The sequence below is a fragment of the Pseudomonas sp. NFACC45 genome, from assembly GCF_900113505.1.
GTDB classification, from domain to species: domain Bacteria; phylum Pseudomonadota; class Gammaproteobacteria; order Pseudomonadales; family Pseudomonadaceae; genus Aquipseudomonas; species Aquipseudomonas tehranensis.
On record NZ_FOPO01000001.1, the window covers coordinates 567,777 to 589,815 of the forward strand.

General features: G+C 63.5%; 16 protein-coding genes. 6 read left to right on the plus strand and 10 right to left on the minus strand.

The window, feature by feature from the left end; all coding sequences use genetic code 11:
• The first annotated feature begins 1 nt into the window (after position 1).
• The 5 genes from exbD (at position 2) to BM132_RS02615 (ending at position 5,883) form a co-directional block, all read left to right on the plus strand.
• Positions 2–430, plus strand: coding sequence for a TonB system transport protein ExbD (exbD, locus tag BM132_RS02595; RefSeq protein ID WP_092394976.1), 429 nt, complete (start codon positions 2–4; stop codon positions 428–430).
• Entirely contained in the window at positions 427–1,182 is a 756-nt protein-coding gene (locus BM132_RS02600) for an energy transducer TonB family protein (protein WP_092394973.1), read from the plus strand. The genes exbD and BM132_RS02600 overlap by 4 nt, the downstream gene beginning before the upstream one ends.
• 216 nt (positions 1,183–1,398) lie before the next feature.
• A complete protein-coding gene (locus tag BM132_RS02605) occupies positions 1,399–2,319 on the plus strand; it encodes a hydrogen peroxide-inducible genes activator (protein WP_092394970.1) in 921 nt (306 codons plus the stop codon).
• 9 nt (positions 2,320–2,328) lie between these two features.
• Positions 2,329–4,404 carry an ATP-dependent DNA helicase RecG gene (gene recG / locus BM132_RS02610; protein ID WP_092452946.1) on the plus strand — a complete coding sequence of 692 codons (2,076 nt, stop codon included), beginning with the start codon at positions 2,329–2,331 and terminating at the stop codon, positions 4,402–4,404.
• A 78-nt stretch (positions 4,405–4,482) separates the two neighbouring features.
• Positions 4,483–5,883 carry an aminoacyl-tRNA deacylase and HDOD domain-containing protein gene (locus BM132_RS02615; RefSeq protein WP_092394964.1) on the plus strand — a complete coding sequence of 467 codons (1,401 nt, stop codon included), beginning with the start codon at positions 4,483–4,485 and terminating at the stop codon, positions 5,881–5,883.
• Between the two features lie 191 nt (positions 5,884–6,074).
• Here BM132_RS02615 and BM132_RS02620 read toward each other — a convergent pair whose 3' ends face one another.
• Positions 6,075–6,458, minus strand: a complete 384-nt coding sequence (locus BM132_RS02620; protein WP_092452949.1) for a helicase — start codon at positions 6,456–6,458, stop codon at positions 6,075–6,077.
• A gap of 531 nt (positions 6,459–6,989) precedes the next feature.
• Here BM132_RS02620 and BM132_RS02625 point away from each other — a divergent pair.
• The gene (locus tag BM132_RS02625) at positions 6,990–7,373 is read left to right on the plus strand and encodes a DUF6124 family protein (protein WP_092452952.1); all 384 of its coding nucleotides are present in this window, start codon (positions 6,990–6,992) and stop codon (positions 7,371–7,373) included.
• A gap of 764 nt (positions 7,374–8,137) precedes the next feature.
• Here the strand turns inward: BM132_RS02625 and tagQ are convergent.
• The 9 genes from tagQ to BM132_RS02675 form a co-directional block, all read right to left on the minus strand.
• The gene (tagQ, locus tag BM132_RS02635) at positions 8,138–9,067 is read right to left on the minus strand and encodes a type VI secretion system-associated lipoprotein TagQ (protein ID WP_092403389.1); all 930 of its coding nucleotides are present in this window, start codon (positions 9,065–9,067) and stop codon (positions 8,138–8,140) included.
• Positions 9,068–9,152: 85 nt separating this feature from the next.
• On the minus strand, positions 9,153–10,880 hold the full coding sequence (locus BM132_RS02640; protein ID WP_092452958.1) for a formylglycine-generating enzyme family protein: 1,728 nt from the start codon (positions 10,878–10,880) through the stop codon (positions 9,153–9,155).
• The gene (locus BM132_RS02645) at positions 10,873–12,069 is read right to left on the minus strand and encodes an ABC transporter permease family protein (protein WP_092452961.1); all 1,197 of its coding nucleotides are present in this window, start codon (positions 12,067–12,069) and stop codon (positions 10,873–10,875) included. Before BM132_RS02645 ends, BM132_RS02640 begins: the two co-directional genes overlap by 8 nt.
• A complete protein-coding gene (locus BM132_RS02650) occupies positions 12,069–12,785 on the minus strand; it encodes an ABC transporter ATP-binding protein (protein WP_092453096.1) in 717 nt (238 codons plus the stop codon). The genes BM132_RS02645 and BM132_RS02650 overlap by 1 nt, the downstream gene beginning before the upstream one ends.
• Positions 12,785–15,838: a serine/threonine-protein kinase gene (locus BM132_RS02655; RefSeq protein ID WP_092452965.1), complete on the minus strand. Its 3,054-nt coding sequence runs from the start codon at positions 15,836–15,838 to the stop codon at positions 12,785–12,787. The genes BM132_RS02650 and BM132_RS02655 overlap by 1 nt, the downstream gene beginning before the upstream one ends.
• Complete coding sequence (locus BM132_RS02660) at positions 15,835–16,566, minus strand: PP2C family protein-serine/threonine phosphatase (protein ID WP_092403381.1); 732 nt, start codon at positions 16,564–16,566, stop codon at positions 15,835–15,837. The genes BM132_RS02655 and BM132_RS02660 overlap by 4 nt, the downstream gene beginning before the upstream one ends.
• Entirely contained in the window at positions 16,567–17,220 is a 654-nt protein-coding gene (tagF, locus tag BM132_RS02665; RefSeq protein ID WP_092452968.1) for a type VI secretion system-associated protein TagF, read from the minus strand.
• Positions 17,217–20,717 (minus strand): type VI secretion system membrane subunit TssM, encoded by a 3,501-nt coding sequence (tssM, locus tag BM132_RS02670; protein ID WP_092452971.1) that lies wholly within the window; start codon positions 20,715–20,717, stop codon positions 17,217–17,219. The genes tagF and tssM overlap by 4 nt, the downstream gene beginning before the upstream one ends.
• Positions 20,714–22,033, minus strand: coding sequence for a DotU family type VI secretion system protein (locus BM132_RS02675; protein ID WP_092452974.1), 1,320 nt, complete (start codon positions 22,031–22,033; stop codon positions 20,714–20,716). Before BM132_RS02675 ends, tssM begins: the two co-directional genes overlap by 4 nt.
• Between the last annotated feature and the right edge of the window lie 6 nt (positions 22,034–22,039).

The following is a 22,039-nucleotide window of genomic DNA, read 5'->3' on the forward strand; positions in this document are numbered from 1 at the left end:
CATGGGCCTGCATTTGAAAGAAGGCGCAGACGACGATCTGGCCGAGAACCACGAAATCAACGTTACGCCGTTCATCGACGTGATGCTGGTGCTGTTGATCATCTTCATGGTGGCCGCGCCACTCGCCACCGTGGACATCAAGGTCGACCTGCCGGCGTCGACGGCCAAGCCTTCGCCACGACCCGAGAAACCGGTGTTCCTCAGCGTCAAGGCCGACCAACGCCTGTTCCTGGGTGAAGACGAGGTCAAGACCGATAGCCTCGGCGCGACCCTCGACGCCAAGACCCAGGGCAAAAAGGACACGACGATCTTCTTCCAGGCTGATAAAGGCGTGGATTACGGCGACCTGATGAACGTGATGGACGCCCTGCGCGCCGCCGGATACCTGAAGGTCGGTCTGGTCGGACTTGAGACGGCGCCCAAGAAATGATCACGACGCGCCAAAAGCTGACGCGTTACAGCGGTAGCCTGGCCGTGGTGCTGGGCGTGCATGCGCTCGCCATTGCCTTGGCGCTGAACTGGACGTCAAACCCGCCCATTGAATTGCCGCCCCAGGCGATGATGGTCGAGCTGGCGCCGGTTCCGGCCCCACCACCGCCTGCACCGCCTAAAGTCGTCACGCCACCGCAGCCTCCGGAGCCGGTCGAAGAACTGCCATTGCCTAAAATCGCCGAAGCCGAGAAACCGGAGATTTCGGTGCCCAAGCCGGTCAAGCCCAAGCCTAAACCGCCCAAGCCCAAACCCAAACCCGTGGAAAAGAAACCGGAACCGCCCAAGGAAGAGCCGTCTGAGCAAAAGCCCAGCGATACTCAGCCGACCAAGGCACCGACCGAGAAATCCGCGCAGCCGGCGCCTGGCCCGTCCCCCGCTCAAGTGGCGGCCAAGGCCAGTTGGCAAGGCACATTGCTTGCGCACCTGGGCAAGTACAAGAAATACCCCGCCAGCGCCCAGTCGCGCGGCAAGGAAGGCTTGAACCGTTTACGGTTCGTGGTGGACGCCGAAGGCAATGTGTTGTCCTTCGAGTTGGTGAGCAAGTCCGGCAACGCCGCCCTGGACCGGGCGACCCTGGAAATGATTCGCCGCGCCCAACCACTGCCCAAGCCACCGGCCGACATGCTGGTGAACGGCTCCATCGAAATCGTCGCGCCGTTTGTGTACTCCATCGACAAGCGCCGGCGTTAGCCACAGCGTGCTGCCGGGTCTGTAGGAGCTGCCGAGCGGAGCGAGGCTGCGATCTTTTCCCTGATGCTTGAGTATCAAAAGATCGCAGCCTTCGGCAGCTCCTACAGAGCCCTCGTCACCCACATTAGGCAGTGTCACACCGCGTCTCCAGTCTGATAACGTGCGTCTATCGATTGCAGCCGGTATGCTTGGCTTGCAACTTCACGGACGCTCGCCATGACCCTCACAGAATTACGCTACATCGTCACCCTCGCCCAGGAGCAGCATTTCGGCCATGCGGCCGAGCGTTGCCATGTCAGCCAGCCGACCCTTTCGGTGGGTGTGAAAAAGCTTGAAGACGAGCTCGGCGTGCTGATTTTCGAGCGCAGCAAAAGCGCCGTGCGCCTGACCCCGGTGGGCGAAGGCATCGTTGCCCAGGCGCAAAAAGTCCTCGAACAGGCCCAAGGCATCCGTGAACTGGCCCAGGCCGGCAAGAACCAACTGACCGCCCCGCTGAAAGTCGGCGCCATCTACACCGTTGGCCCGTACCTGTTCCCGCACCTGATTCCGCAACTGCACCGGGTCGCCCCGCAGATGCCGTTGTACATCGAAGAAAACTTCACCCATGTGCTGCGCGACAAACTGCGCAACGGCGAACTGGACGCGATCATCATCGCCCTGCCGTTCAACGAAGCCGATGTCCTGACCCTGCCGCTCTACGACGAGCCGTTCTACGTGTTGATGCCGGCCCAGCATCCGTGGACCCAGAAAAAATCCATCGACGCCGCCCTGCTCAACGACAAGAGCCTGCTGCTGCTCGGCGAAGGCCACTGCTTCCGCGACCAAGTGCTGGAAGCCTGCCCGACCCTGACCAAAGGCAGCGAAGGCGCCAAGCACACCACGGTGGAATCCAGCTCCCTGGAAACCATTCGCCACATGGTCGCCTCGGGCCTGGGCATTTCGATTTTGCCGCTGTCGGCGGTGGACAGCCATCATTACGCCCCTGGCGTGATCGAGGTTCGCCCACTGACGCCGCCCGTGCCGTTCCGTACCGTTGCCATCGCCTGGCGCGCCAGCTTTCCGCGACCCAAGGCCATCGAGATCCTCGCTGACTCGATCCGCCTGTGTTCCGTGGCCAAGCCGCCCACTGCCAAGTAAGCCGCGGCCATGACTGAGCTGTCGAAAGTGCCGGTCACGGCACTCAAGGGTGTCGGTGAAGCCATGGCCGAGAAGCTGGCCAAGGTTGGCCTGGAAAACCTCCAGGACGTGCTGTTCCACCTGCCGCTGCGTTACCAGGACCGCACCCGCGTCGTGCCCATCGGGCATTTGCGCCCGGGCCAGGACGCCGTGATCGAAGGCACCGTCAGCGGCGCCGACGTGGTCATGGGGCGGCGCCGTAGCCTGGTGGTGCGCCTGCAGGACGGCACCGGCGGCCTGAGCCTGCGCTTCTATCACTTCAGCAATGCGCAAAAGGAAGGCCTCAAGCGGGGCACCCGCGTGCGCTGCTACGGTGAAGCACGGCCCGGTGCGTCCGGGCTGGAGATCTATCACCCGGAATACCGCGCCATCACCGGCGACGAGCCGCCGCCGGTGGATGAAACCCTGACCCCGGTCTACCCGCTCACCGAAGGCCTGACCCAACAGCGCCTGCGTCAGCTCTGCCAGCAAACCCTGACCCTGCTCGGCCCCAGCAGTCTGCCCGACTGGCTGCCCAACGAACTGGCCCGAGATTATCAACTGGCGCCGCTGGCTGATGCGATTCGCTATTTGCACCACCCGCCGGCCGATGCCGATGTCGACGAGCTCGCCCTGGGGCATCACTGGGCCCAACACCGACTGGCCTTTGAAGAGTTACTGACCCATCAACTGTCCCAGCAACGCCTGCGCGAAAGCCTGCGTTCCCTGCGAGCCCCGGCGATGCCCAAGGCCAAGGACCTGCCCGCCCGTTACCTGGCTAACCTGGGCTTTAAACCCACAGGGGCCCAGCAGCGGGTCGGCAACGAAATCGCCTACGACCTGAGCCAGCCCGAACCGATGCTGCGGCTGATCCAGGGCGATGTCGGCGCCGGCAAGACCGTGGTTGCCGCCCTCGCCGCGCTTCAGGCTCTGGAGGCGGGTTATCAAGTGGCGTTGATGGCGCCTACCGAGATTCTTGCCGAACAGCATTTCATCACCTTCCAGCGCTGGCTCGAACCACTGGGGATCGACGTCGCGTGGCTGGCCGGCAAGCTCAAGGGCAAGAATCGCGCAGCCGCCCTGGCGCAGATCGCCGAAGGCGCACCGATGGTGGTCGGCACCCATGCCTTGTTCCAGGACGAAGTGCAGTTCAAGAACCTGGCACTGGTGATCATCGACGAACAGCACCGCTTCGGCGTGCAGCAGCGCCTGGCGCTGCGGCAGAAAGGCGTCGGCGGGCGGATGTGCCCTCATCAATTGATCATGACCGCCACGCCGATTCCGCGGACCCTGGCCATGAGCGCCTATGCCGATCTCGACACCTCGATCCTCGACGAACTGCCTCCCGGGCGCACGCCGGTCAATACCGTGCTGGTCACCGACACCCGACGTGTCGAAGTGATCGAGCGCGTGCGCGGCGCCTGTGCCGAAGGGCGCCAGGCCTATTGGGTGTGCACGCTGATTGAAGAATCGGAAGAGCTGACCTGCCAGGCGGCCGAAACCACCTATGAAGACCTCACCGCCGCCCTCGGCGAACTCAAGGTCGGACTGATCCACGGGCGTATGAAACCCGCCGAGAAAGCCGCCGTGATGGCCGAATTCAAGGCCGGAGCCCTGCAATTACTGGTCGCTACCACGGTGATCGAAGTCGGGGTCGATGTGCCCAATGCCAGCTTGATGATCATCGAGAACCCCGAGCGCCTGGGCCTGGCGCAGTTGCACCAGCTACGTGGCCGGGTCGGCCGGGGCAGCGCCGCCAGCCATTGCGTCTTGCTGTATCACCCGCCGCTGTCCCAGATCGGTCGCCAGCGCCTGGGCATCATGCGCGAAACCAACGACGGTTTTGTCATCGCCGAAAAAGACCTGGAATTACGCGGCCCCGGTGAAATGCTCGGCACGCGCCAGACCGGCCTGCTTCAATTCAAGGTAGCCGACCTGATGCGCGACGCCGACCTGCTCCCCGCCGTACGCGACGCCGCCCAGGCTTTGCTGGAACGCTGGCCCGACCATGTCAGCCCGCTGCTGGATCGCTGGCTGCGTCATGGGCAGCAATATGGCCAAGTGTGAGCACGCTCTCAGTTTCCGGACGCACCTGTCCGGCAAGCTGGTTATACTGCTGAACTTGTAGGAAAACGGATACAGACCATGACAGAAGCTGCCCTCGTCCCCGAAACCCCGCACGCTCCGTCTGTTATTCGGCTGTTGCTCGAGAAACTGGGCATCGGCTTTGACGAAGTAATCGAACGACCAGGCCTGAATCCCGCCCGTAAAGTGCAGGCCGTTCTGTTGCACGATGCCGTTGGCGCCCTCATGGTGCTGTTTCCGCAAAGCCAGCTGCTGGACCTCAACCGCCTGGCCGAACTCACCGGTCGCAAACTCACGGCGGTGCCTACTGACCGTCTGGAGCGCATGCTCGGCAAGCACAGCCTGAGCCTGCTGCCCGGCCTGCCGGCCCTGACCAGCTCCCCTTGCCTGTATGAAGAAAGCCTGCTGCGCGAGCCGAAGCTGCTGATCAACTCGGGGGAACCGGGGCTGCTGCTGGAAGTCACCAGCGAGGCGTTCAGGACCATGCTCACCAAGGCCAGCGCCGCGACGTTCGGCGAAGCCGTGAGCAACATCACTCCCAACCTGGACCGTCCACACGACGACCGCGCGGAAATCACCCAGGCCGTGCAGGCGTTTACCGCCCGACGCATCCAGCAACGGCTGGAAGAAACCATAGAAATTCCGCCACTGGCCGAAACGGCGCAAAAGATTATCAAGCTGCGTGTCGATCCGGACGCCACCATTGATGACATCACCGGCGTCGTGGAAACCGACCCGGCGCTGGCCGCGCAAGTGGTGAGCTGGGCCGCCTCGCCGTACTACGCGTCGCCCGGCAAGATCCGCTCAGTGGAAGACGCCATCGTCCGGGTCCTGGGCTTCGACCTGGTGATCAACCTGGCGCTGGGCCTGGCGTTGGGCAAGACCTTGAGCCTACCTAAGGACCATCCGCAACACACCACGCCGTACTGGCATCAGTCGATCTACACCGCCGCCGTCATCGAGGGCCTGACCCGCGCCATGCCCCGCGCCCAGCGCCCCGAAGGCGGCCTGTCGTACCTGTCCGGCCTGCTGCACAACTTCGGTTACCTGTTGCTGGCCCACGTCTTCCCGCCGCACTTCTCGTTGATCTGCCGGCATCTGGAGGTCAACCCGCATCTGTGCCACAGCTACGTGGAACAGCATCTGCTGGGCATCAGTCGCGAGCAGATCGGTTCATGGCTGATGCGCTACTGGGACATGCCCGACGAACTGGCCACCGCCCTGCGCTTCCAGCACGACCCGCACTACGACGGCGAATACGCCGCCTACCCGAACCTGGTGTGCCTGGCCGTACGTCTGCTACGCGCCCGTGGCATTGGCTCAGGCCCCGACGAGGAGATTCCCGACGCACTGCTCGAACGCGTCGGCCTGAGTCGCGACAAAGCCAATGAAGTGGTCAGCAAAGTGCTGGAGGCTGAGGTGTTGTTGCGCGAACTGGCTTCGCAGTTCAGCCACGGCTGATAGCCAGCCTGGCAATCGGGTGGTTGTAGCCGTTGTGGCCGTTGTGGCGAGGGGATTTATCCCCGCTGGGCTGCGAAGCAGCCCTAAAAACTGCTTCCCTGGTTACGCAGGCTGAACACCGCTCAGCCTTTTTGGGCCTGCTGCGCAGCCCAGCGGGGATAAATCCCCTCGCCACAAGTATCCGCAGCGCCTCAGGTCTTCGCCTTGGCCTTCTTCGGCTTCAAGTACTTGGTCAGCCCCTGAAACCAGATCACCAGCGCCGGGTTGCCCTTGATCTGGATCGACTGGTCCTGGATCCCGGTCATGAAGGCTAACTGCTTGTTCTTCGCCTGCATCGTGGCGAACCCATAGGCCGCGTCCTTGAAGGCGATGGCGAACGCCGGCGTCGGGTAGGTGCCGGACTGGCTGGTGATGCGCTGGTCCTTGACCGTGAAATGCCGGGCGACTTTGCCGTCCAGGGTTTGCAATTGGAACACCAACTCCTTATCGCCCAACTGCTGCTGGAACGCCGGATTGGTCCGACTGGCCCTGCCCATCAACAACCCCAGCATCCACAGCAGAAAACGAAACTTCATGGGCACGGCCTCGTGAGAAAAGATCAATGGCTGGCAGTTTAGCGATTCTTCGGCGTAACGCCATCATCGGATCGCTTTGGCGGAAGATAAGCTGGTTTTCGCGAAAGATGACTGCCAAGTCATAAAACCAAAAATCAAAAGATCGCAGCCTTCGGCAGCTCCTACGGGGATCGGTGTAGGAGTTGCCGAAGGCTGCGATCTTTTGATCTTTTCCCCGCCAAACCCCTCGGACATTTCCTTCAAAACGCCGGGCTGTTCATGAACTAGGCAGCGCTTTCGAGCGCCGCTAACCTCTGTTCGTCATCAAAAACGGTGACACGGACGTGCAAGTCCGGGTAAAACAACCGACTCATAGTTCCTCCGGCCATTTTATGGTGCATTCGTGCCCGTGTTTTATGGCGGCTGTGTTCGGGAGACTCTCAAGGTCTGCCGGGGTTTCGGTACGTTTACCCGGTCTTGCACACTCGCTCACAGCTGCCACCTTTTATCGCGTGCAAGCGATTCAAAGTGGTTCTCCAATGGAAACCTACCATGTTCAAACCTACACCTAATCCACCACACCACTCCCCCAAATCCCGCGTCGAAATCCTCGAAGAAAAAAAGCTCGAAGACGCCGCCACCCGCGCCCTCGATTACTACCTCAAACCCCAGCCTTCCTCCCCGCCCGAACCCGACAAGAACCAGCTCTTCATCGTCTCCCCCCATATCGACACCGAAACCCTGCTTGCCAACGCCTCCGAAGACCTGCTCTCCATCAGCACCATCGCCGCCGACCTGGCCGACGATGTCGATGACTCACGCCGCTGCGTAGCCCTGGCGATCAGCCGCATGGCCGATGGGGTGCAGTTGTTGGTTGAACGGGCGCTGGATCATCTGGAAACAAAAGAGATGGCGGCGCCTGGAACCAAGGGGTAGCGCTTTGCATTGATGCAACCTGTGCCGACGCCTTCGCGAGCAAGCCCGCTCCCACAATGGAATCGAGGTGCGGCCGGAGAGACAGGCCGGCTGTCAGGCCGCCTCGCGAGCAAGCTTTACTCCCACAACGGGGTCGCGGTACGACTGGAGAGACAGGTCGGCTATAAGGCCGCCTCGCGAGCAAGCTTTGCTTCCACAACGGGGTCGCAGTACGACTGGAGAAACAGGCCGGCTATAAGGCCGCCTCGCGCAGGCTTTTGATCTGGGGGCCCCGTTAACCACGCTGGCCGAACGCAGGTATTGCGCAGTGGGCATCCCGGCATGGATGCCGGGATAGCCGCGCTGGGCCATGGATGGCCCTTCGCGGCGGGCCCACGGAGCAATGCCGGAGTGAGGGCACACCGAGCCTAAGCGAGGTGCCGAGTGGTGGGGCAAAGACCTTTTGGTTACTTTTGGGGCGTTTGCCAAAAGTGACCCGCCGTAAGGGCGGAACCCTAAGCCGCCGTTACCGCAGCAACGGATATGTACCCAGTCAACAAACCCCAGGCCGGCTGTCAGGCCGCCATCGCGAGCAGGCTCGCTCCCACAGAGGACCGGGGATATTGCGGCAACCCAAAACAAATATGGGAGCGGGCTTGCTCGCGAAAGCGGGGTGTCAGTCAACACACATGCTGACTGAACTGACGCCTTCGCGAGCAAGCCCGCTCCCACAGGTTTTGTGCGCCGATCACTCCATAAAGGAATGATCAGCAGCCCTCACTCAATCAAACATTCGGGCAAGGAACCGGCGCCCAGTCACCCAGGTCCGGGTTTTTGCACATGCTGTTGACCTGGCTGGTGCCAGCGCTGGCAACCTGCTTACTTTCATCCTGCTTGGCCTTGGCGGTCTGCAGGGTTTTCTCAGTGGTCACAGCTTCTTTCGGCACGGTTGGCAACACCGGCTTTTTCGCCGGTTTCACAGCTTTTTTGGTCTTGGTCGAAGCCACAACCGGCTTGGTTTCCGCGGTCGCCACGGTCACCACGTCGGTACGCTGCACACCCACTTGCTGCAGGTCTTTTTCATAGGCCTGGGTGTAGTTGTTCAGGTCTTCGGCGGCTTTGCCGTTGACCGCGACGATCAGGTCGTTGGACTCTTTCAGGCCGGAGACAATTTCCGCCAGGCGCTTGCGACCTTCGGTTTCGTTGACAGTCTTGGCCTTGCGGTCGGCCACCAGCTTGCTGAACGCGTTCTGGTAGCACTGCTGCGAAGTCTTGGCATAAGCCGTGCTGCGGTCGATGTCCGAGACGCTTTTATTGACGTCGGCGGCGTAGGAGGCGATGCGCTGGTTGTCATCGGCGATCTGCTTCTGACGCTCGGTGTAGTAACCGGTCGCGCCACCGGCCAAGGCACCACCGGCGGCACCGATGGCGGCGTTGCGACCACGGTTTTCCGAATCCGTCAGCGCACCCAACAGGGCACCACCGACCGCGCCAACGGCGGCGCCGGTGAGTACCGATTTGGTCATGTTGCCCTCGGTGGAGCGCAAGTGCTGCACCGGCTCGTAGCAGTTAGGGTAGTACTCGACCTTGGTGCTCGACGCGACCTTGGAAGTCGGCGACGTAGCGCAGCCGGTCAGTACGGTGCTGAAGCCGACAGCGACCATCAGCAGGTGACGCTTGGAAACCGAAGTAAAAGGTTTACGGGAGAAAAGCATGATTGTGTTCTCTTTTTAAGTGTTGACCAGCTCAGCACGGCCCACCGCCGCCTGAGTCCCTTCCAAGCTCGCTGACAACCAACGGTCAAGACCGCTGACTGCTCGATGCGAGCAGTTCCTTCAATATCGCCGCCGGGTCGGCTCGTTTTTGCTGACGATACTGACCGACATGGCGAACGAATAACGTTGCGCGCGCCACCAGGCTCTTGCCCAGCACCGGCTTGCGCTCCAACTCCTCCTTGATGCGTTGAAATTGCGCCTGGATCACGGCATCGGTGTAACGCGTGCCGGTGGCCAGGTTGTCGATGTAAATGGCCACGGCACCATCGAGGGCGCTGCGGCCGTTGTTGATGGCCGTGGCGAACAGCTCGGCGCTGGCCTCGTCCTTGGCGTCCACGGCTTGCTGGCGACTGTTCTGCAAATTGGTCAGGCGAATGTTGTAGTTATTGATGGTCTCGACCACCAGGGCGGCCGACTGGATCAGGTTGCCCGCCGCTTCTTCGCGCTGCTGGGCGATGAGCGAGACATTGCGTTTGAGCTCTTCGTTGACCAGCCCCAGCTCGGCTTGCAGGCGCGGGTCGACGCTGGCAGCGATGATGCTATCCAGGCGCTTGGTCGGGTCTTCGGCTTCATCGATGGCATCGGTCAGGGATGCGAGGCGGCCTTCTTTCTCCCATTGGGCGAACAGCTCTTTGTAACGTGAGCGCGGCGCCGACAACGCCCCGACCGCCACGCGGAACCCGGTGGTTTCGTTGCTTTGCTCGGTGCCGTCGGCGGCGAACAACGGATACTCGCGACGCATCCCGGTGAACAGCGTGCCTTCGCCTTCCAGGTAGTTGCCGCCCTTGACCACGAAGCCACCGTAGGCGCCCTGGCGGCGACCGGCATGCACTAGCTGGAAGGATTCCTGGACCATCTCGGCGGCGTTGCCGATCACGTCGAACAAGCCGATGGGGTTCGGCAGTTTGATGCCGACGGGCATCAGCCGCGCCGCCTGGCCGGTGCCGCCCGCGACCTGGTTGAACACCGCCCAGTCGGCCAGTGGCCCGTCGCTTTCACTGCCTTCCAGGCGCCGGGGAAACAAGCGCCCCTCCAGATCCTGACGGCTGACGGCTTGCCCGCCACGAGCGGCGAATTCCCACTCGACTTCGGTGGGCAAACGCACGAAGCCCAGCCCGCCGTCTTCGGCGGAGGTGCCGCGACCGCTCACCGGCAGCAGATCTTTGTGGTATTTCATCAGCCAGGCGCTGTACACCGCCGCAAAACGCTCGGCCTCGAACTTGGACAGTTTTACCTTGGGCAACCGTCCGGCCATGCCTTGTGGAAGCTCCGCTTGCAGCGCCTCGCAGGCCGGCGCGGGTTCACCGCTGGCCAACGACTGCGCCTGGGCCATGACCTGGGCGTATTGGCGAGCAGTGACCTCGTATTTGCCGATGAAGTACAGCATCGGTTTGAGCGGGGTCTTGGCGTCAGCCTTGGGCATCAACGGCGCAATGGTTTTGTTCCAGTCCTTGGGCAGGTCCTTGAGGGTGAACTGGCCATTGATAAAGTCCCGACGATAACCGGAAATGAACGACTGCTTATAACCGGCCTCGCCTTCGCTGAACGGGTAGCCAAGGCTGATCTCCCGATCATCCAGGGTGCCTTGGGCGAGGATGTAGACATAACGGAACACCATTTGCCCTTCGCACGGCAGCGGCAGGCTGACGTCACCGGGCAGCGGTTTAGGGTTGTCCAGTTTGTCGGTGCTTTCATCGGCCCAGGTCAAACCGGCCAGGCTCAGCGCCACGGCGGCGCTCAATAACTTATACATCGCGAATTCCTTCACACGCCTGGATGCGCGCCACCCGCCAGCCACCACAAGCCGCCGCCACGGCGCTGACGCCGAGCACGGCCACCAGGGCCAAGGTGTAGTGATGCACCAGCAAATGACTGGCGTACTCGCCCGGCATCTGCGCAAATAAATAATTGAGGCCCGACTGCGCCAGGCCATACAGCCCGACACTCAACAGGGCCGCCAGTGCGGCGCTGTAGAGCGCCTGCAACACCACGAACATCAACAGCGCCGCCGTGGAAACCCCCAGCAGGCGCAACACCGATAGCTCCCGACGCTTACGTTCGACCGCCGCCAGGGCACCGGCAAAAATCGCCGCGAACGCTCCCGCCAACGCCAGCCCGGCGATGATCCAGAACACGATCGACAGGTTGCGGCTCAGCGATTGCACTTGTGCGATGGTCTGGGCCTGGGTGGATACCAACAGGTTCTGCGCCGCGAAGTATTGGCGCAGCGGCTCGACATCGCCGAGGTTGCGGGCGTACAGGCGAAACGCCGGGTAGACCCGCTGCGCGCTCTGCCCCACCGTATCGCCCGGCCAGCCGAATGCGGGCACGGCGCGACCGTCGCGGTAGTCCTCGGCCGCTTCCAGTAGCGCCAGCGGCGCGAACAAACCATCCCGGGCAAAAGCCTCAAGCGGCAACACGTGCAACACCTGCACCCGCGTGCGCTGCGCCTCGCTACGACCGGCCACCTGCCGACTGAAACTGGCCTGCAGCCAATCACCGGCCTTGGCGCCGAGTTTTTCGGCGGCGGTGTGGCTGAGCACCACTTGATCCAGCCCTTGCGGCACCGGCAGGCGCTCAAACAAAGGATCATTGGCCGCCGTGGGGATCATTTCGACGGTGACGGGCGCAGCCTCGCTGCTCAAATCCGCAGTGGCCGCAATCTGCCGCGTGCGGGCCAGGGCAAACGCCACATCACTGCGCCGGCCCAATTGCTCAACGAACTCAGCGCTGAACCGACCACCGCCCAACGGGATGATTTCCCGGGTCGCCGGGTCATTTTCCAGGCGTTCGGTGAGGCTGCTGACCAGGCCGAATTTCAGACCGAACAACACCAGCAACGGCGCGACCACCGCCACCAGCGCCAGCACCGAACAGGCCGACAGCCAGGCATCGTTGCGGTAATCCTGCCAGGCCAGGGAAGCCACCAGCGCGCCGCGCATCAGCAAGCCTCCCCGAGGGTCGCGGTGACGCCGCCATCGCCGTCGCGACGACAACTGATGCGCCGCACCTGCAAACCACTGGCGCGAGCCAGTGACTCATCGTGAGTCGCAACGACACAGCACACGCCGTGTTCGCGGGCCTGGCTCACCAACAACTGCATAACCCGTTCAGCATTCAGCGGATCGAGGGCGGCGGTGGGTTCATCCGCCAGCAACAGGCGCGGCCCATGCGCCAGGGCCCGAGCACAACTGACTCGCTGACGCTGGCCAACGGATAAATCCGCCGGCTTCTTGTCCAGTTGATCGGTAATGTCCAGCTGACCAACCAGGCGCGTGACGCTGCCGTCATCTGCCATGCCGAGCAGTTTGCGCGACAATTCGATGTTGCCGCGCACGTCCAGAAAACCCAGCAAACCACCGGTCTGCAACACATAACCAAGATGCCGGCTGCGCAGGTCCGCCAAGGCGCCCTGCTGCCCCGCACGCCACAGCGCGGCGATGTCCAACGGCGTGTTGGCCGGCGTGAAATCGAACTGCCCGGCCTGATCCGGCGCCAGCACCAAGGCCAGCAGATCCAGCAAGGTGCTCTTGCCGCAACCGCTGGGGCCGACCACCGCCAGTTGTTCGCCAGCACGCAATTGCAGCCGTGGAATCACCAGGCTGTAGCGCTGGCTGCCGGCGCCCCGGCTTTTGTGTACGGCACTGATGTTCAGCATCATGGCAGCGTCGACAATGGAACGCGGTACAGGGCATCGCCCGGCTCGGCATCGCCGAACCGCACCCAGTTGGCCAGATCGTTGTGGAAGGTCTCGTAGAGGCGGATTTTCGAATCCAGCTCGTCGATGAAATCCTCCTGCTCGGCCACGCTCAGGGACAGCCACAGATCCTGGGTCATGTTCAGCGACTTGCTGCGGTACGGCAGCCCTTCGAGGTACTCGCCGAGAATCCCGCCGTCAGCCAGGTTGCCACCCTTGCGCAACGCCGAAGGATCACGGCTCATGTAGGCACTGGCACTGGCGATTTCCTGGAAGAAATCCTTGGGCGACGTCTGGGTCTTGCGCGCCGCATCGACGATCAGCTTCAACGACTGCTGCAAGTCGTTGAGCTGCAGCTTGGTCAGCATCACGCAGACCTGGAACGCCGGCAGCGCCGGGTTGGTCAGGTCACGGTCGGCGGTCCATGCGCTGACCAGTTGCGGCGCCTGGCTGGCAGATTTGCGCCCCAAAAAGTCCATGTGCATCGCGTAGCCCACCGCCGCCGATTTATCCGTCAGGCTCGGCGCGGCGCCCAACTGCGGAACAGCTTGCGGTTTGTTGCTGCGCACCTGATGGACCAGGTCGGCGAACACCGAACCGATCTCGTCGACGCGCTCACCAAACTTGCGCACATCGGCGCCCGGCACCGGAATGTACAGGTCACCGATCTGCGGGTTGGCGTCAGCAGTCAGGGTGCGATATTGGCTCTGCGCACCGCCATGGGTTTTCTTGCCGGCGTCGCTGAGCAGGTGCAAGGCGTAGATCTTGATCTGTTTGCCCAGCGCCGCCTGCCGCACTTCGGCTTCGTTCATTTGCGTGGCGGCAAACGGATCGTTCTTGCGCAGGGCGCCGGCGTCGGTGACCAGGAGGATCAAGCGCCCGCCGTAACCGGACCAGTCCATGCCTTCAACGGCTTCCATGACCCCGGCAAACGCATCTTCGTTGAACGAGTGGCTCGACACCGTGGACGCCTTGACCTGCCGCGCCATCTCCATGAAACGCTGCGGATCGCGACCTTGCTCCAGGGTGATCAGGGTTTTGGCAACGTACTCCAGGCCGGGGGTTTTCTGGGTGCTGCTGCGAAAACCCACCATGCCGAAGCTGACACTGTCCAGCTCGCCACGCTCGGCGATGCGGCTTTGCAGTTCGTGGACCACGTCGCGGACTTGATCGATGTAAGGCTGCATCGACACGGTGGTGTCCACCACCAGCACCACGGCGGTACGGAACGCGTCGGCGTTGGCGGTGCTGATGGGCGTGTTGGTTGTAGCCCTCGGCGTGTTGCCGGGGTCGATGGACGCCACGTTCAGCAACTGCACCGGCTGGCCGGTCTCGTCGAAGCTTTCGCGAGAATCGAAGATCGGCAACAGGTAGAACTGGTTCTGCGGCACAGCGCTGGCGGCCGGTTCCAGGGCCAGCACTTGCTGGTTGTCTTCACGGTTCTGCTGGGCCTTGAGCAAGACATTCCTGGCCGCTGAAGGGTCGGCCAGCAGCTTTTCCACTTCGCCGGGCTGACGCAGGAACATCACCGGCGCACGGCCGGAACGCTCGGTGAACTTGAGCACCAGGCTTTGCTTCCAGTCGCTGACCTGCGTGGCCGGCAACCAGCCGTCGCTGCGCCCGTCCGTGGCCGCGCCAACCCGCAACCAGGGGCTGCCATCAAGGTCTTTACGCTCATACACGTACAGCACGGAAAACGCCGGCAACGCCTTGCCCGGCGCCGCGCCCGCTTCTTCAGCGAGCTTGGCACCCGGTTTGCTCAGCACTCGCTGGAACAGGGTTTTCTTGCCAGCCATCAACAATGGACGCTGACCACCATCGGTCTGCGTCGCCACAGGCGGTTTTGCCGGGAGCACTTCAACGTCAGGAGCCTTCACTGGCGGCGGATTAACCGGCGGTGTCGAGACAATCGGCGGCGTGTCTTCTCCATCGTCGCCCGACAACCACCAATAACCCGCGCCGCCCAACGCCAGCGCCACGGCTACCGCGACGGCGGCGAGTGCGAACACCGGCCCCTTGCGTTGCTCCGAGACGCTGGACTGCGGTGTCGGTTTCACGGGCGGCGCAACCGGTTTGGGCGGCGGCGTGGGCTGCGCCGGGCCGCTCGGAATGTCGATGGACACTGGCGTCAATCCCGCCAGGTCATCGCCGGAGGCTGGGGTCGAGACGGGCAGCGGCAACGGCCGGATCAACGTCGCTTGCGCCGATTCCTCGGGCAGATTGTCCAGGGCCCGCAACAGCGCCGCTGCATCCGGGAAACGCTCCGCCGGGTCTTTGGCCAGCAGTTTGCGCAGCACGTCCTGGTAATGACCGTGATGCACCGGCAGCTCCGGCAACGGTTCGGTCAGGTGCGCCAGGGCCGTGGACAGCGCGTCATTGCCGGTATACGGCAGTTTGCCGACGAGGATTTCGTAGAGCACCACGCCCAGGGCATACAGGTCGGCGCGACCGTCGATGTCTTGCCCACGAGCCTGTTCCGGGCTCATGTAGCTGGGCGTACCGACGGCGAAACCGGCCTGGGTGAATTGGGTGCGGTCGTCCAGGGACTTGGCGATGCCGAAGTCCGAGAGCACCGCCGTACCGTCAGCGCGGAACAGGATGTTGGCCGGCTTGACGTCACGGTGCACCAGGCCCAAGCCATGGGCGTAACCCAGGGCCGAGGCAATCTGGCGGATGTAGATCAGGCCCTGCTCCGGCGACAGGCCGGCGGCAATGCGCTCCTTGAGCGTGCCGTTGGGCAGGTATTCCATGGCCATGTAATACAGCTCACCGACGTTGCCGATGTCATGGATGGTGACCGTGTGCGGGTGCGACAGGCGCGCCAGGGTCTTGCCTTCGCGCAGGAAGCGCTCGCAGAACGTCGGGTCGGCCGCCAACGCGGCCGCCATGACTTTCAACGCCACCTTGCGCTCCAGGGAACGCTGGGTCGCCAGGTAGACGCTGGCCATCGCGCCTTCACCGATCGGCCCTTCGATGTCGTAGCCCGGGATGACAATGTTCAAGGTCAAGCTCATGACGGCACCTTCACAACAACCACCGTGATGTTGTCCGGCGCGCCGCGCATCAGGCCCAGGGACACCAGGCTGCTGGCGATTTCGCCGGGATCATCGTGGTTCAGGACTTCACGGATTTCATCGTCCTCGACGGTCTTGGTCAGGCCGTCGCTGCACAGCAGGTAGCTGTCGCCGGGCACCAGCAGCAACTCGACCATCGCCAGGTTCAATTGCGCCTCGACCCCGATGGCACGGGTGACGATGTTGGCCCGTGGATGCACCCGGGCTTCGGCTTCGCTGAGCAGGCCGCTGTCCTGCAGGTCCTGGACGTAGCTGTGATCGCGAGAAATGCTGTCGAGCTTGCCGTCGCGCAGGCGGTACAAACGACTGTCACCGGCCCACAGGCACATGCCGCGCAGGTCTCGCGCAACCAGCACCACCACGGTGCTGCCCATCATGGTCACGCCGCGATGGGCGGTTTCTTCACGCACGGCGGCGTTGACCCGCAGCAAGTCGCTGTGCAGCGCGGCGACGTATTCGTCCAGCGAGCGGCCCGCGGCAATGCCGCGCAGGCTGTCGATGATCAGGCTACTGACGTAGTCGCCCGCCGCGTGCCCACCCATGCCATCGGCGACCACCCACAGGCCGTTCTCCGGCAGTTCCAGGCACGCGTCTTCGTTGACCTGGCGAACCATGCCGACGTGGCTCTTGCTTGCAGACTTGAAGGCTTTCCCAGCACTTGGACGCATCTACACAACACCTTCTTGGCCGAGCAAAAATTGCGCAAAATCAGCGGCGGCCGGCAAACCCTGGCACCGCATCAAACCGGGCGCGATACGTTCCGAACCCTGCCCCCACCACAAGCTCACGCCTTCGCAGGCTGCTTCGGCCAGGGCGCTCATGCGCCGCTGCGGGTCGGTGGCATCGAAGCGATGCAGGCTGGCAAAGCGGCTGCTCGGCATGCGCGGCAGGTACATCGGGCTGCCGAGGGTCTCCAACTGTTCGTTGAACGCCTCAAAACTGGCCTCCACACTCAACGTGCTCAGCAACAGGTTCTCCACCCGTTCGAACCAGTCGTCCGCACCGCCCACCACGGACGCCGGGTCCGCGTCGGGGTCCAGTAGCACCGCGACGGTCAACGGAAAATAACGGCCGACCCGATCGATACTCGGCATCACCACGCCCACGGCGGCGTCGGGCCCACAGACCCCGGGCGCGACCAGGAAGCGCCACAGCGGGCTGACCAGATAGGCATCCAGCCAACGCTCGCCCAGGCCGGTCTGGCTGGCGAGCAACCCCGCCGCCAGCCACGAGTCCCACGGGCCGATAAAACTCTGGGGCAAGCCACGGCTGACGAAGTCCCCGCGGCTGGCCAACTTTCCATAGAAGCCCGGCGTACTCATAGACGCTCCGGCAGACTGAAGCCGCTGAGCACGCGGCTCTTGAACGGGTTGAAGGCGCTGTTGGCCCGCAGCTCGTAAGAGGCGCTGGCGCCGTCGACCCGCAGCCGCAGGTTGAAGCGGTCCGGCGAGTTGCCGGCGGTCAGGTCCGATTGCTCCAACAGGCGGAACCAGGCCCACGGCCCGTCCAGGGTGATACCGGAACGACCATTGGCCGAGGGCGGCAGGATCGAGATCCGCACCACGCCGATGCTGCCGGGGTTGGGCCACTGCATGGCGGTCGGACGGCTCGGGCCGTGGTCGTAGCTCAGTTGCTGGCCGTCGAGGTCGAGCAAAAACTGGGTGATGGTCGAGTCCATCGCCACCGGCTTGAGCTCGAAGCGCACCAGCGGCTGAGTGCCGCCGGAACGGAAAAACGCATCGCGGATGGTGGCCGCACGCTGGAAGGTTTGCAGCACCCCAGGGGCGATACCGAGTTTCTGTGCCGCGCCCGGTTGCCAGCGCCAGGCCTGGGTCGAGGTGTCGACGTAGGGTTGCAGGTATTTGCGGAAGTAGTTGTCCATCACCCCGCCGACGCCAAAGAACTGACCGAAGTCATCCAGGGTTGCGTCCCGCGCACTGCCCGGCGACATGGGATAACGACCGGCCAGGGACTGGCGGTAGATGTTCACCACTTCGCTGGTCCAGGCGGCGTTCAGTTGATTGCGCACCCCGCCCATCATGCTGTTGGTGGTGGAGTTGACCACCGACTTGACCAGGCCTTGCACCAGCGGCGGCTGGCGTTCGGCGTTGAGGCTGACCCGTGTGGCAGCGGCCTGGGCCTGATTCTTGGCTTCGCCGAGCAGGGCGTCACCGCTGGCGCCGACCATGGCGCTGACCTGCACGTACAAGGCATTCATGTCGGCGAGCAGGCCATCGATGGCCGCCGGTTCGCCTTCGCTTTTGCTGACGATGCTGTTGAGCTCGGCAAAATGCGCAGTGACCGGGTCAACGCTGGCCTGGGGTGCGTTTTGCGCGGCCTGTTCCTGGCCGAGCAAGCTGCCCAGGCGTTCCTTGAGCTTATCCACACCGCCTTCAACCTGCTCGCCTTGGGCCGCCAGCAAGCGTTCCTCCTGTTGCAGGTCGGTCTCTTTCGCCACCGCCACCAGCAGTTTTTTCAACGGCGAACTTGGCCCGGACAGTACCCGCAAGACATCGGCGGCCTGGGCCACGCTGGTGATCGGCACGAAGTCAATGTCGGCCAGCAAGGCGTCCCATTGGCGCTGGTAATCCTGGAAATACAGGCGGCGCACTTCGGCGGCCAGGCTGGCGACGTCCTGCTGCCCAGCCTCGTCGCGACCCAACACCCATTGTTCTTCAGCCAGCGTTCCAGCCTGGTTCAGGCTGGTGAGCAAAAAGCCCTGGCGATAGCCCTTGACCGTGAAGAACCCGCTCAGTGGCTCGCCCAAGGGTTTGCCGCTCTTGCGGCTGAACACCAGCGCGGCGTCGCGCCCGGCGGCTTCGTTGAGGCGAAAATCGGCGATGCCCTCGGGCAGTTTCTGGCGCTTGACCCGGTCATAGACGCGCTGGGCCACGGGCAGTTGCTGCAATTGCCGGCGCAGGTCTTCGATCAAGCGCGGGTCCAGGCGTGCGGTAGGCGGACGACGCTCGAACAGCGCCTGCAAATGCTCGCCCAAAGCCAGACGTTGATCGGCCGGCAGGTCACGCGGCAGGCTGCGGTCCCAATCCAGGGCAACCCAGGCCTTGATGAAGTCGGCATCGTAGTGCTCGTTGTCAGCGAGCATCAGGTAGGCCTTCAATCCTTCATAGAGGAAATCCGAACTGCCGCCGCTGTGCAGTTGCTCTTCGATACGTGTCAGCAAGCGTGGCGCGAACACGGCGATCAGCAGCTTGCGATAGACACTGCCGGACTCGGCTTCGAGCATGTCGCCTTGATACAGACCCAGACCCTCGGCCCAATCGGGCGCGTCGTCGGCCAGGTGCTTCACGGCGTTGAGCAATGGCAATACGGCGAGGACATCGCGTTGTGCCGGACTGAGGCTCTGCACGGCCTGACCCAGCGGCGCGACTTTCTGATCGACCTGGGTGATGTACGCCTGGTTGGCCCGATAGCTGATCCACCACAACGTCGAAACCACCAGCACCAAAGCCACGGTGGAAGCCAGTACGCCCCGGGCGATCCACTTGCGCCGACGCTCGACCTTGGGATCGACGCCCACCAACCCACGCTCGGCGAACGCCACGGCGGTGAAGAGTTTTTCGATGAAGTAGCTGCGTCCGGTGCCGGTCTGGCGTGCCAGGTGCTGACGGTCCAGGTTCATGCTCTGGGCCATGGAGCCGATCAAGCGATCGATCGGGCTGCCTTCCTGGGTACCGCTGGTGAAATACACCCCGCGCAGCAGCACACGCTCTTCGAAGGCGTTGGGCTTGAACACGCCTTCGAGGAAACTTTGCAGACAATCTTTCAACGCGCCGAACTGCTGCGGGAAACCGTAGATCAAGTCGCGCCGCGCCGGATCGCGCTCTTGCTGCAAGCGTTCCACCAAGCGGTCGTTGAGGCGCTGCTCAAGGCCGGCGAATTCGCTTTGCAGATGCGCCAACGGGCTGTCGTTGCTCTTGCCATCGTCCAGGGCGAAGGTCATGCCCCAGACCTGGGCGCGCTCTTCCTTGCTCAGGCTGTCGAAGAACTCCATGAACCCGGGCACCAGGTCGAGCTTGGTCAGCATCAGGTAGATCGGGAAGCGTACGCCCAGCTGGGTGTACAGCTCCTGGATGCGCAAGCGAATCGCCGCGGCATGTGCCGCGCGCTCGGCGTCGCTGCCCAGCAGCAGGTCGGACAGGCTGATGGCAATGAACGCACCGTCAATCGGGCGACGGGCGCGTTGCTTTTTCAACAGCCCGAGAAAGCCCAGCCACGCGGCCTTGTCGACAGTCGCGTCGCTGTCCTGGGTGGTATAGCGGCCAGCGGTGTCGAGCAGCACCGCCTGGTCGGTAAACCACCAATCGCAGTTACGCGTGCCGCCCACGCCGCGTACCGCGCCGGCGCCCAGTTGCGCGGCCAACGGGAAATGCAGCCCGGAGTTGACCAGCGCAGTGGTCTTGCCTGAACCCGGCGGGCCGATGATCACATACCACGGCAGTTCGTAGAGGTTGCGGCGCTCGTCCCCACCCAGCTTGGCTTTTTTCAACAGCGCCAAGGCTTCGTCCATGCGCTGGCGCAGGGTTTCGAGTTCTTCGGCCGTCGCGATGCTGGTGGGATCGGGCGGTGTTTGCGCGGCCAGGCTGCGCATGACTTCGGCGGCCTGCCGACGCGCCTGGATGATGCGAAACACCCGGTAGGCGATCCACACCGCGAACACCAGGATGATCAACGCCCAACGACGGCCTTCGGGCACCAGCCAGTCCAGCAGCGGGCCGACGAACCAGATGATCAGGCTCAGGGCGATCAGCCCCAGCAGCGGGATGACCCAGCGGATCATAAAACTGAAAAACGCCTTCACTCGACCCCCTCCGCCAATACTGTGATTTCAACCCGACGATTGCGCGCACGCCCCTCTGCGGTGGCGTTGGACGCCAACGGCTCGGTGTCGCTGCGGCCTTCGGCGCTGAAGCGCTCGGCCTGGCCGGTCTTGGCTGAAAGGATTTGCAACACCGACTTGGCCCGCGCCTCGGACAACGCCCAGTTGGATGGGAACCTGAGGGTGGCAATCGGGCGATTGTCGCTGTGGCCGGTCACCAGGACCTGGCCCTTGACCTTGCGAATGGCGTCGGCGATGCGCAGCATCAGCGGCTCCAGATCATCGGAGATGCTGGCGCTGCCCGAGGCGAACAGTTCATCGCCACGGATGGTCACCACCGAGCGATCCACGGCGTCTTCCACCGCGACCCGACCGGCGCGGATTTCATCGGCCAGGAAACCGGCCAGGCGTGGTCGCTCGATCACTTTGGGCTGCACCACGGGGCGGTCGATGGCCTGCACCGGGATTTCCCCCAGGGCATGGATGTTCTTGAACACCGGCTCGGCATCGGAGGCCAGCTTCATGCGCAGGCCGAACAGCAGCGCCAGCAACAAGGCCGCGCCGATGGCCACGGCGATCCACGGCGGCATGAATTGCGCCAGTCGATCGCGAGCCACGCTGACACCGCGCCAGTGCGGCGACAGCTCACGTTCGTAGTCGCCACGGGCGCTGCGGATCACCGCGCTGGTGCGCTCGCGCAAGGCTTCCAGTTGGCTGCGCCCGTCGTTCATCACCCGGTAGCGCCCTTCGAACCCCAGGCACATGCACAGGTACAGAAGCTCCAGCAGGTACAAGCGTTCCCGTGGGCTTTGCAGGCAATGCTCCAGAAGCTGGAACACCTTCTCGCCGCCCCAGGCTTCGTTGTGCACGGTGATCAGCAGGCTCTGCTTGCCCCAGTCGCTGGTGCCACCCCAGGGGGTGCTCAACACGGCTTCATCCAGGGCGGTGCACAGGGCGTAGCGAGCCAGCAGCACGTCATTGCGCACCACGCCGGCGGCTTCGGCGCGCTCCTCGAACTGGCGCAGGTACGCCAACAGTTGCGCCCGCAGGCTGGCCGGAGCCGGATGGGCAATGGTGTTGCGCAGGCGCGTCAACAGCGCCAGCAGCGGACCGGCCGCGCTTTCCAGCGGGTTGAGGCCTTGGGCCTTGCCGGTCAGGACCGGGGCGGCCGGCATCGACAGCGGTGCGGGTGCCGACTGTGGACGACCCGAGTCCGGACGGCCAGGATCCGCGCGAAATGGGTCGGCGCCACGACCACCGGGCGTCGGCATGAACTGAGTACGATCGTCGTTGCTCATCGCGGT

Excerpts from the sequence above, each read along its gene's own strand:
- BM132_RS02650 (WP_092453096.1), bottom strand. The coding sequence starts at position 12,785 with ATGCTGAACATCAGTGCCGTACACAAAAGCCGGGGCGCCGGCAGCCAG.
- BM132_RS02620 (WP_092452949.1), bottom strand. The coding sequence starts at position 6,458 with ATGAAGTTTCGTTTTCTGCTGTGGATGCTGGGGTTGTTGATGGGCAGG.
- BM132_RS02615 (WP_092394964.1), top strand. The coding sequence starts at position 4,483 with ATGACAGAAGCTGCCCTCGTCCCCGAAACCCCGCACGCTCCGTCTGTT.
- BM132_RS02605 (WP_092394970.1), top strand. The coding sequence starts at position 1,399 with ATGACCCTCACAGAATTACGCTACATCGTCACCCTCGCCCAGGAGCAG.
- tagQ (WP_092403389.1), bottom strand. The coding sequence starts at position 9,067 with ATGCTTTTCTCCCGTAAACCTTTTACTTCGGTTTCCAAGCGTCACCTG.
- recG (WP_092452946.1), top strand. The coding sequence starts at position 2,329 with ATGACTGAGCTGTCGAAAGTGCCGGTCACGGCACTCAAGGGTGTCGGT.
- BM132_RS02645 (WP_092452961.1), bottom strand. The coding sequence starts at position 12,069 with ATGCGCGGCGCGCTGGTGGCTTCCCTGGCCTGGCAGGATTACCGCAAC.
- BM132_RS02625 (WP_092452952.1), top strand. The coding sequence starts at position 6,990 with ATGTTCAAACCTACACCTAATCCACCACACCACTCCCCCAAATCCCGC.
- tagF (WP_092452968.1), bottom strand. The coding sequence starts at position 17,220 with ATGAGTACGCCGGGCTTCTATGGAAAGTTGGCCAGCCGCGGGGACTTC.
- BM132_RS02655 (WP_092452965.1), bottom strand. The coding sequence starts at position 15,838 with ATGAGCTTGACCTTGAACATTGTCATCCCGGGCTACGACATCGAAGGG.
- exbD (WP_092394976.1), top strand. The coding sequence starts at position 2 with ATGGGCCTGCATTTGAAAGAAGGCGCAGACGACGATCTGGCCGAGAAC.
- BM132_RS02600 (WP_092394973.1), top strand. The coding sequence starts at position 427 with ATGATCACGACGCGCCAAAAGCTGACGCGTTACAGCGGTAGCCTGGCC.
- BM132_RS02640 (WP_092452958.1), bottom strand. The coding sequence starts at position 10,880 with ATGTATAAGTTATTGAGCGCCGCCGTGGCGCTGAGCCTGGCCGGTTTG.
- BM132_RS02660 (WP_092403381.1), bottom strand. The coding sequence starts at position 16,566 with ATGCGTCCAAGTGCTGGGAAAGCCTTCAAGTCTGCAAGCAAGAGCCAC.
- BM132_RS02675 (WP_092452974.1), bottom strand. The coding sequence starts at position 22,033 with ATGAGCAACGACGATCGTACTCAGTTCATGCCGACGCCCGGTGGTCGT.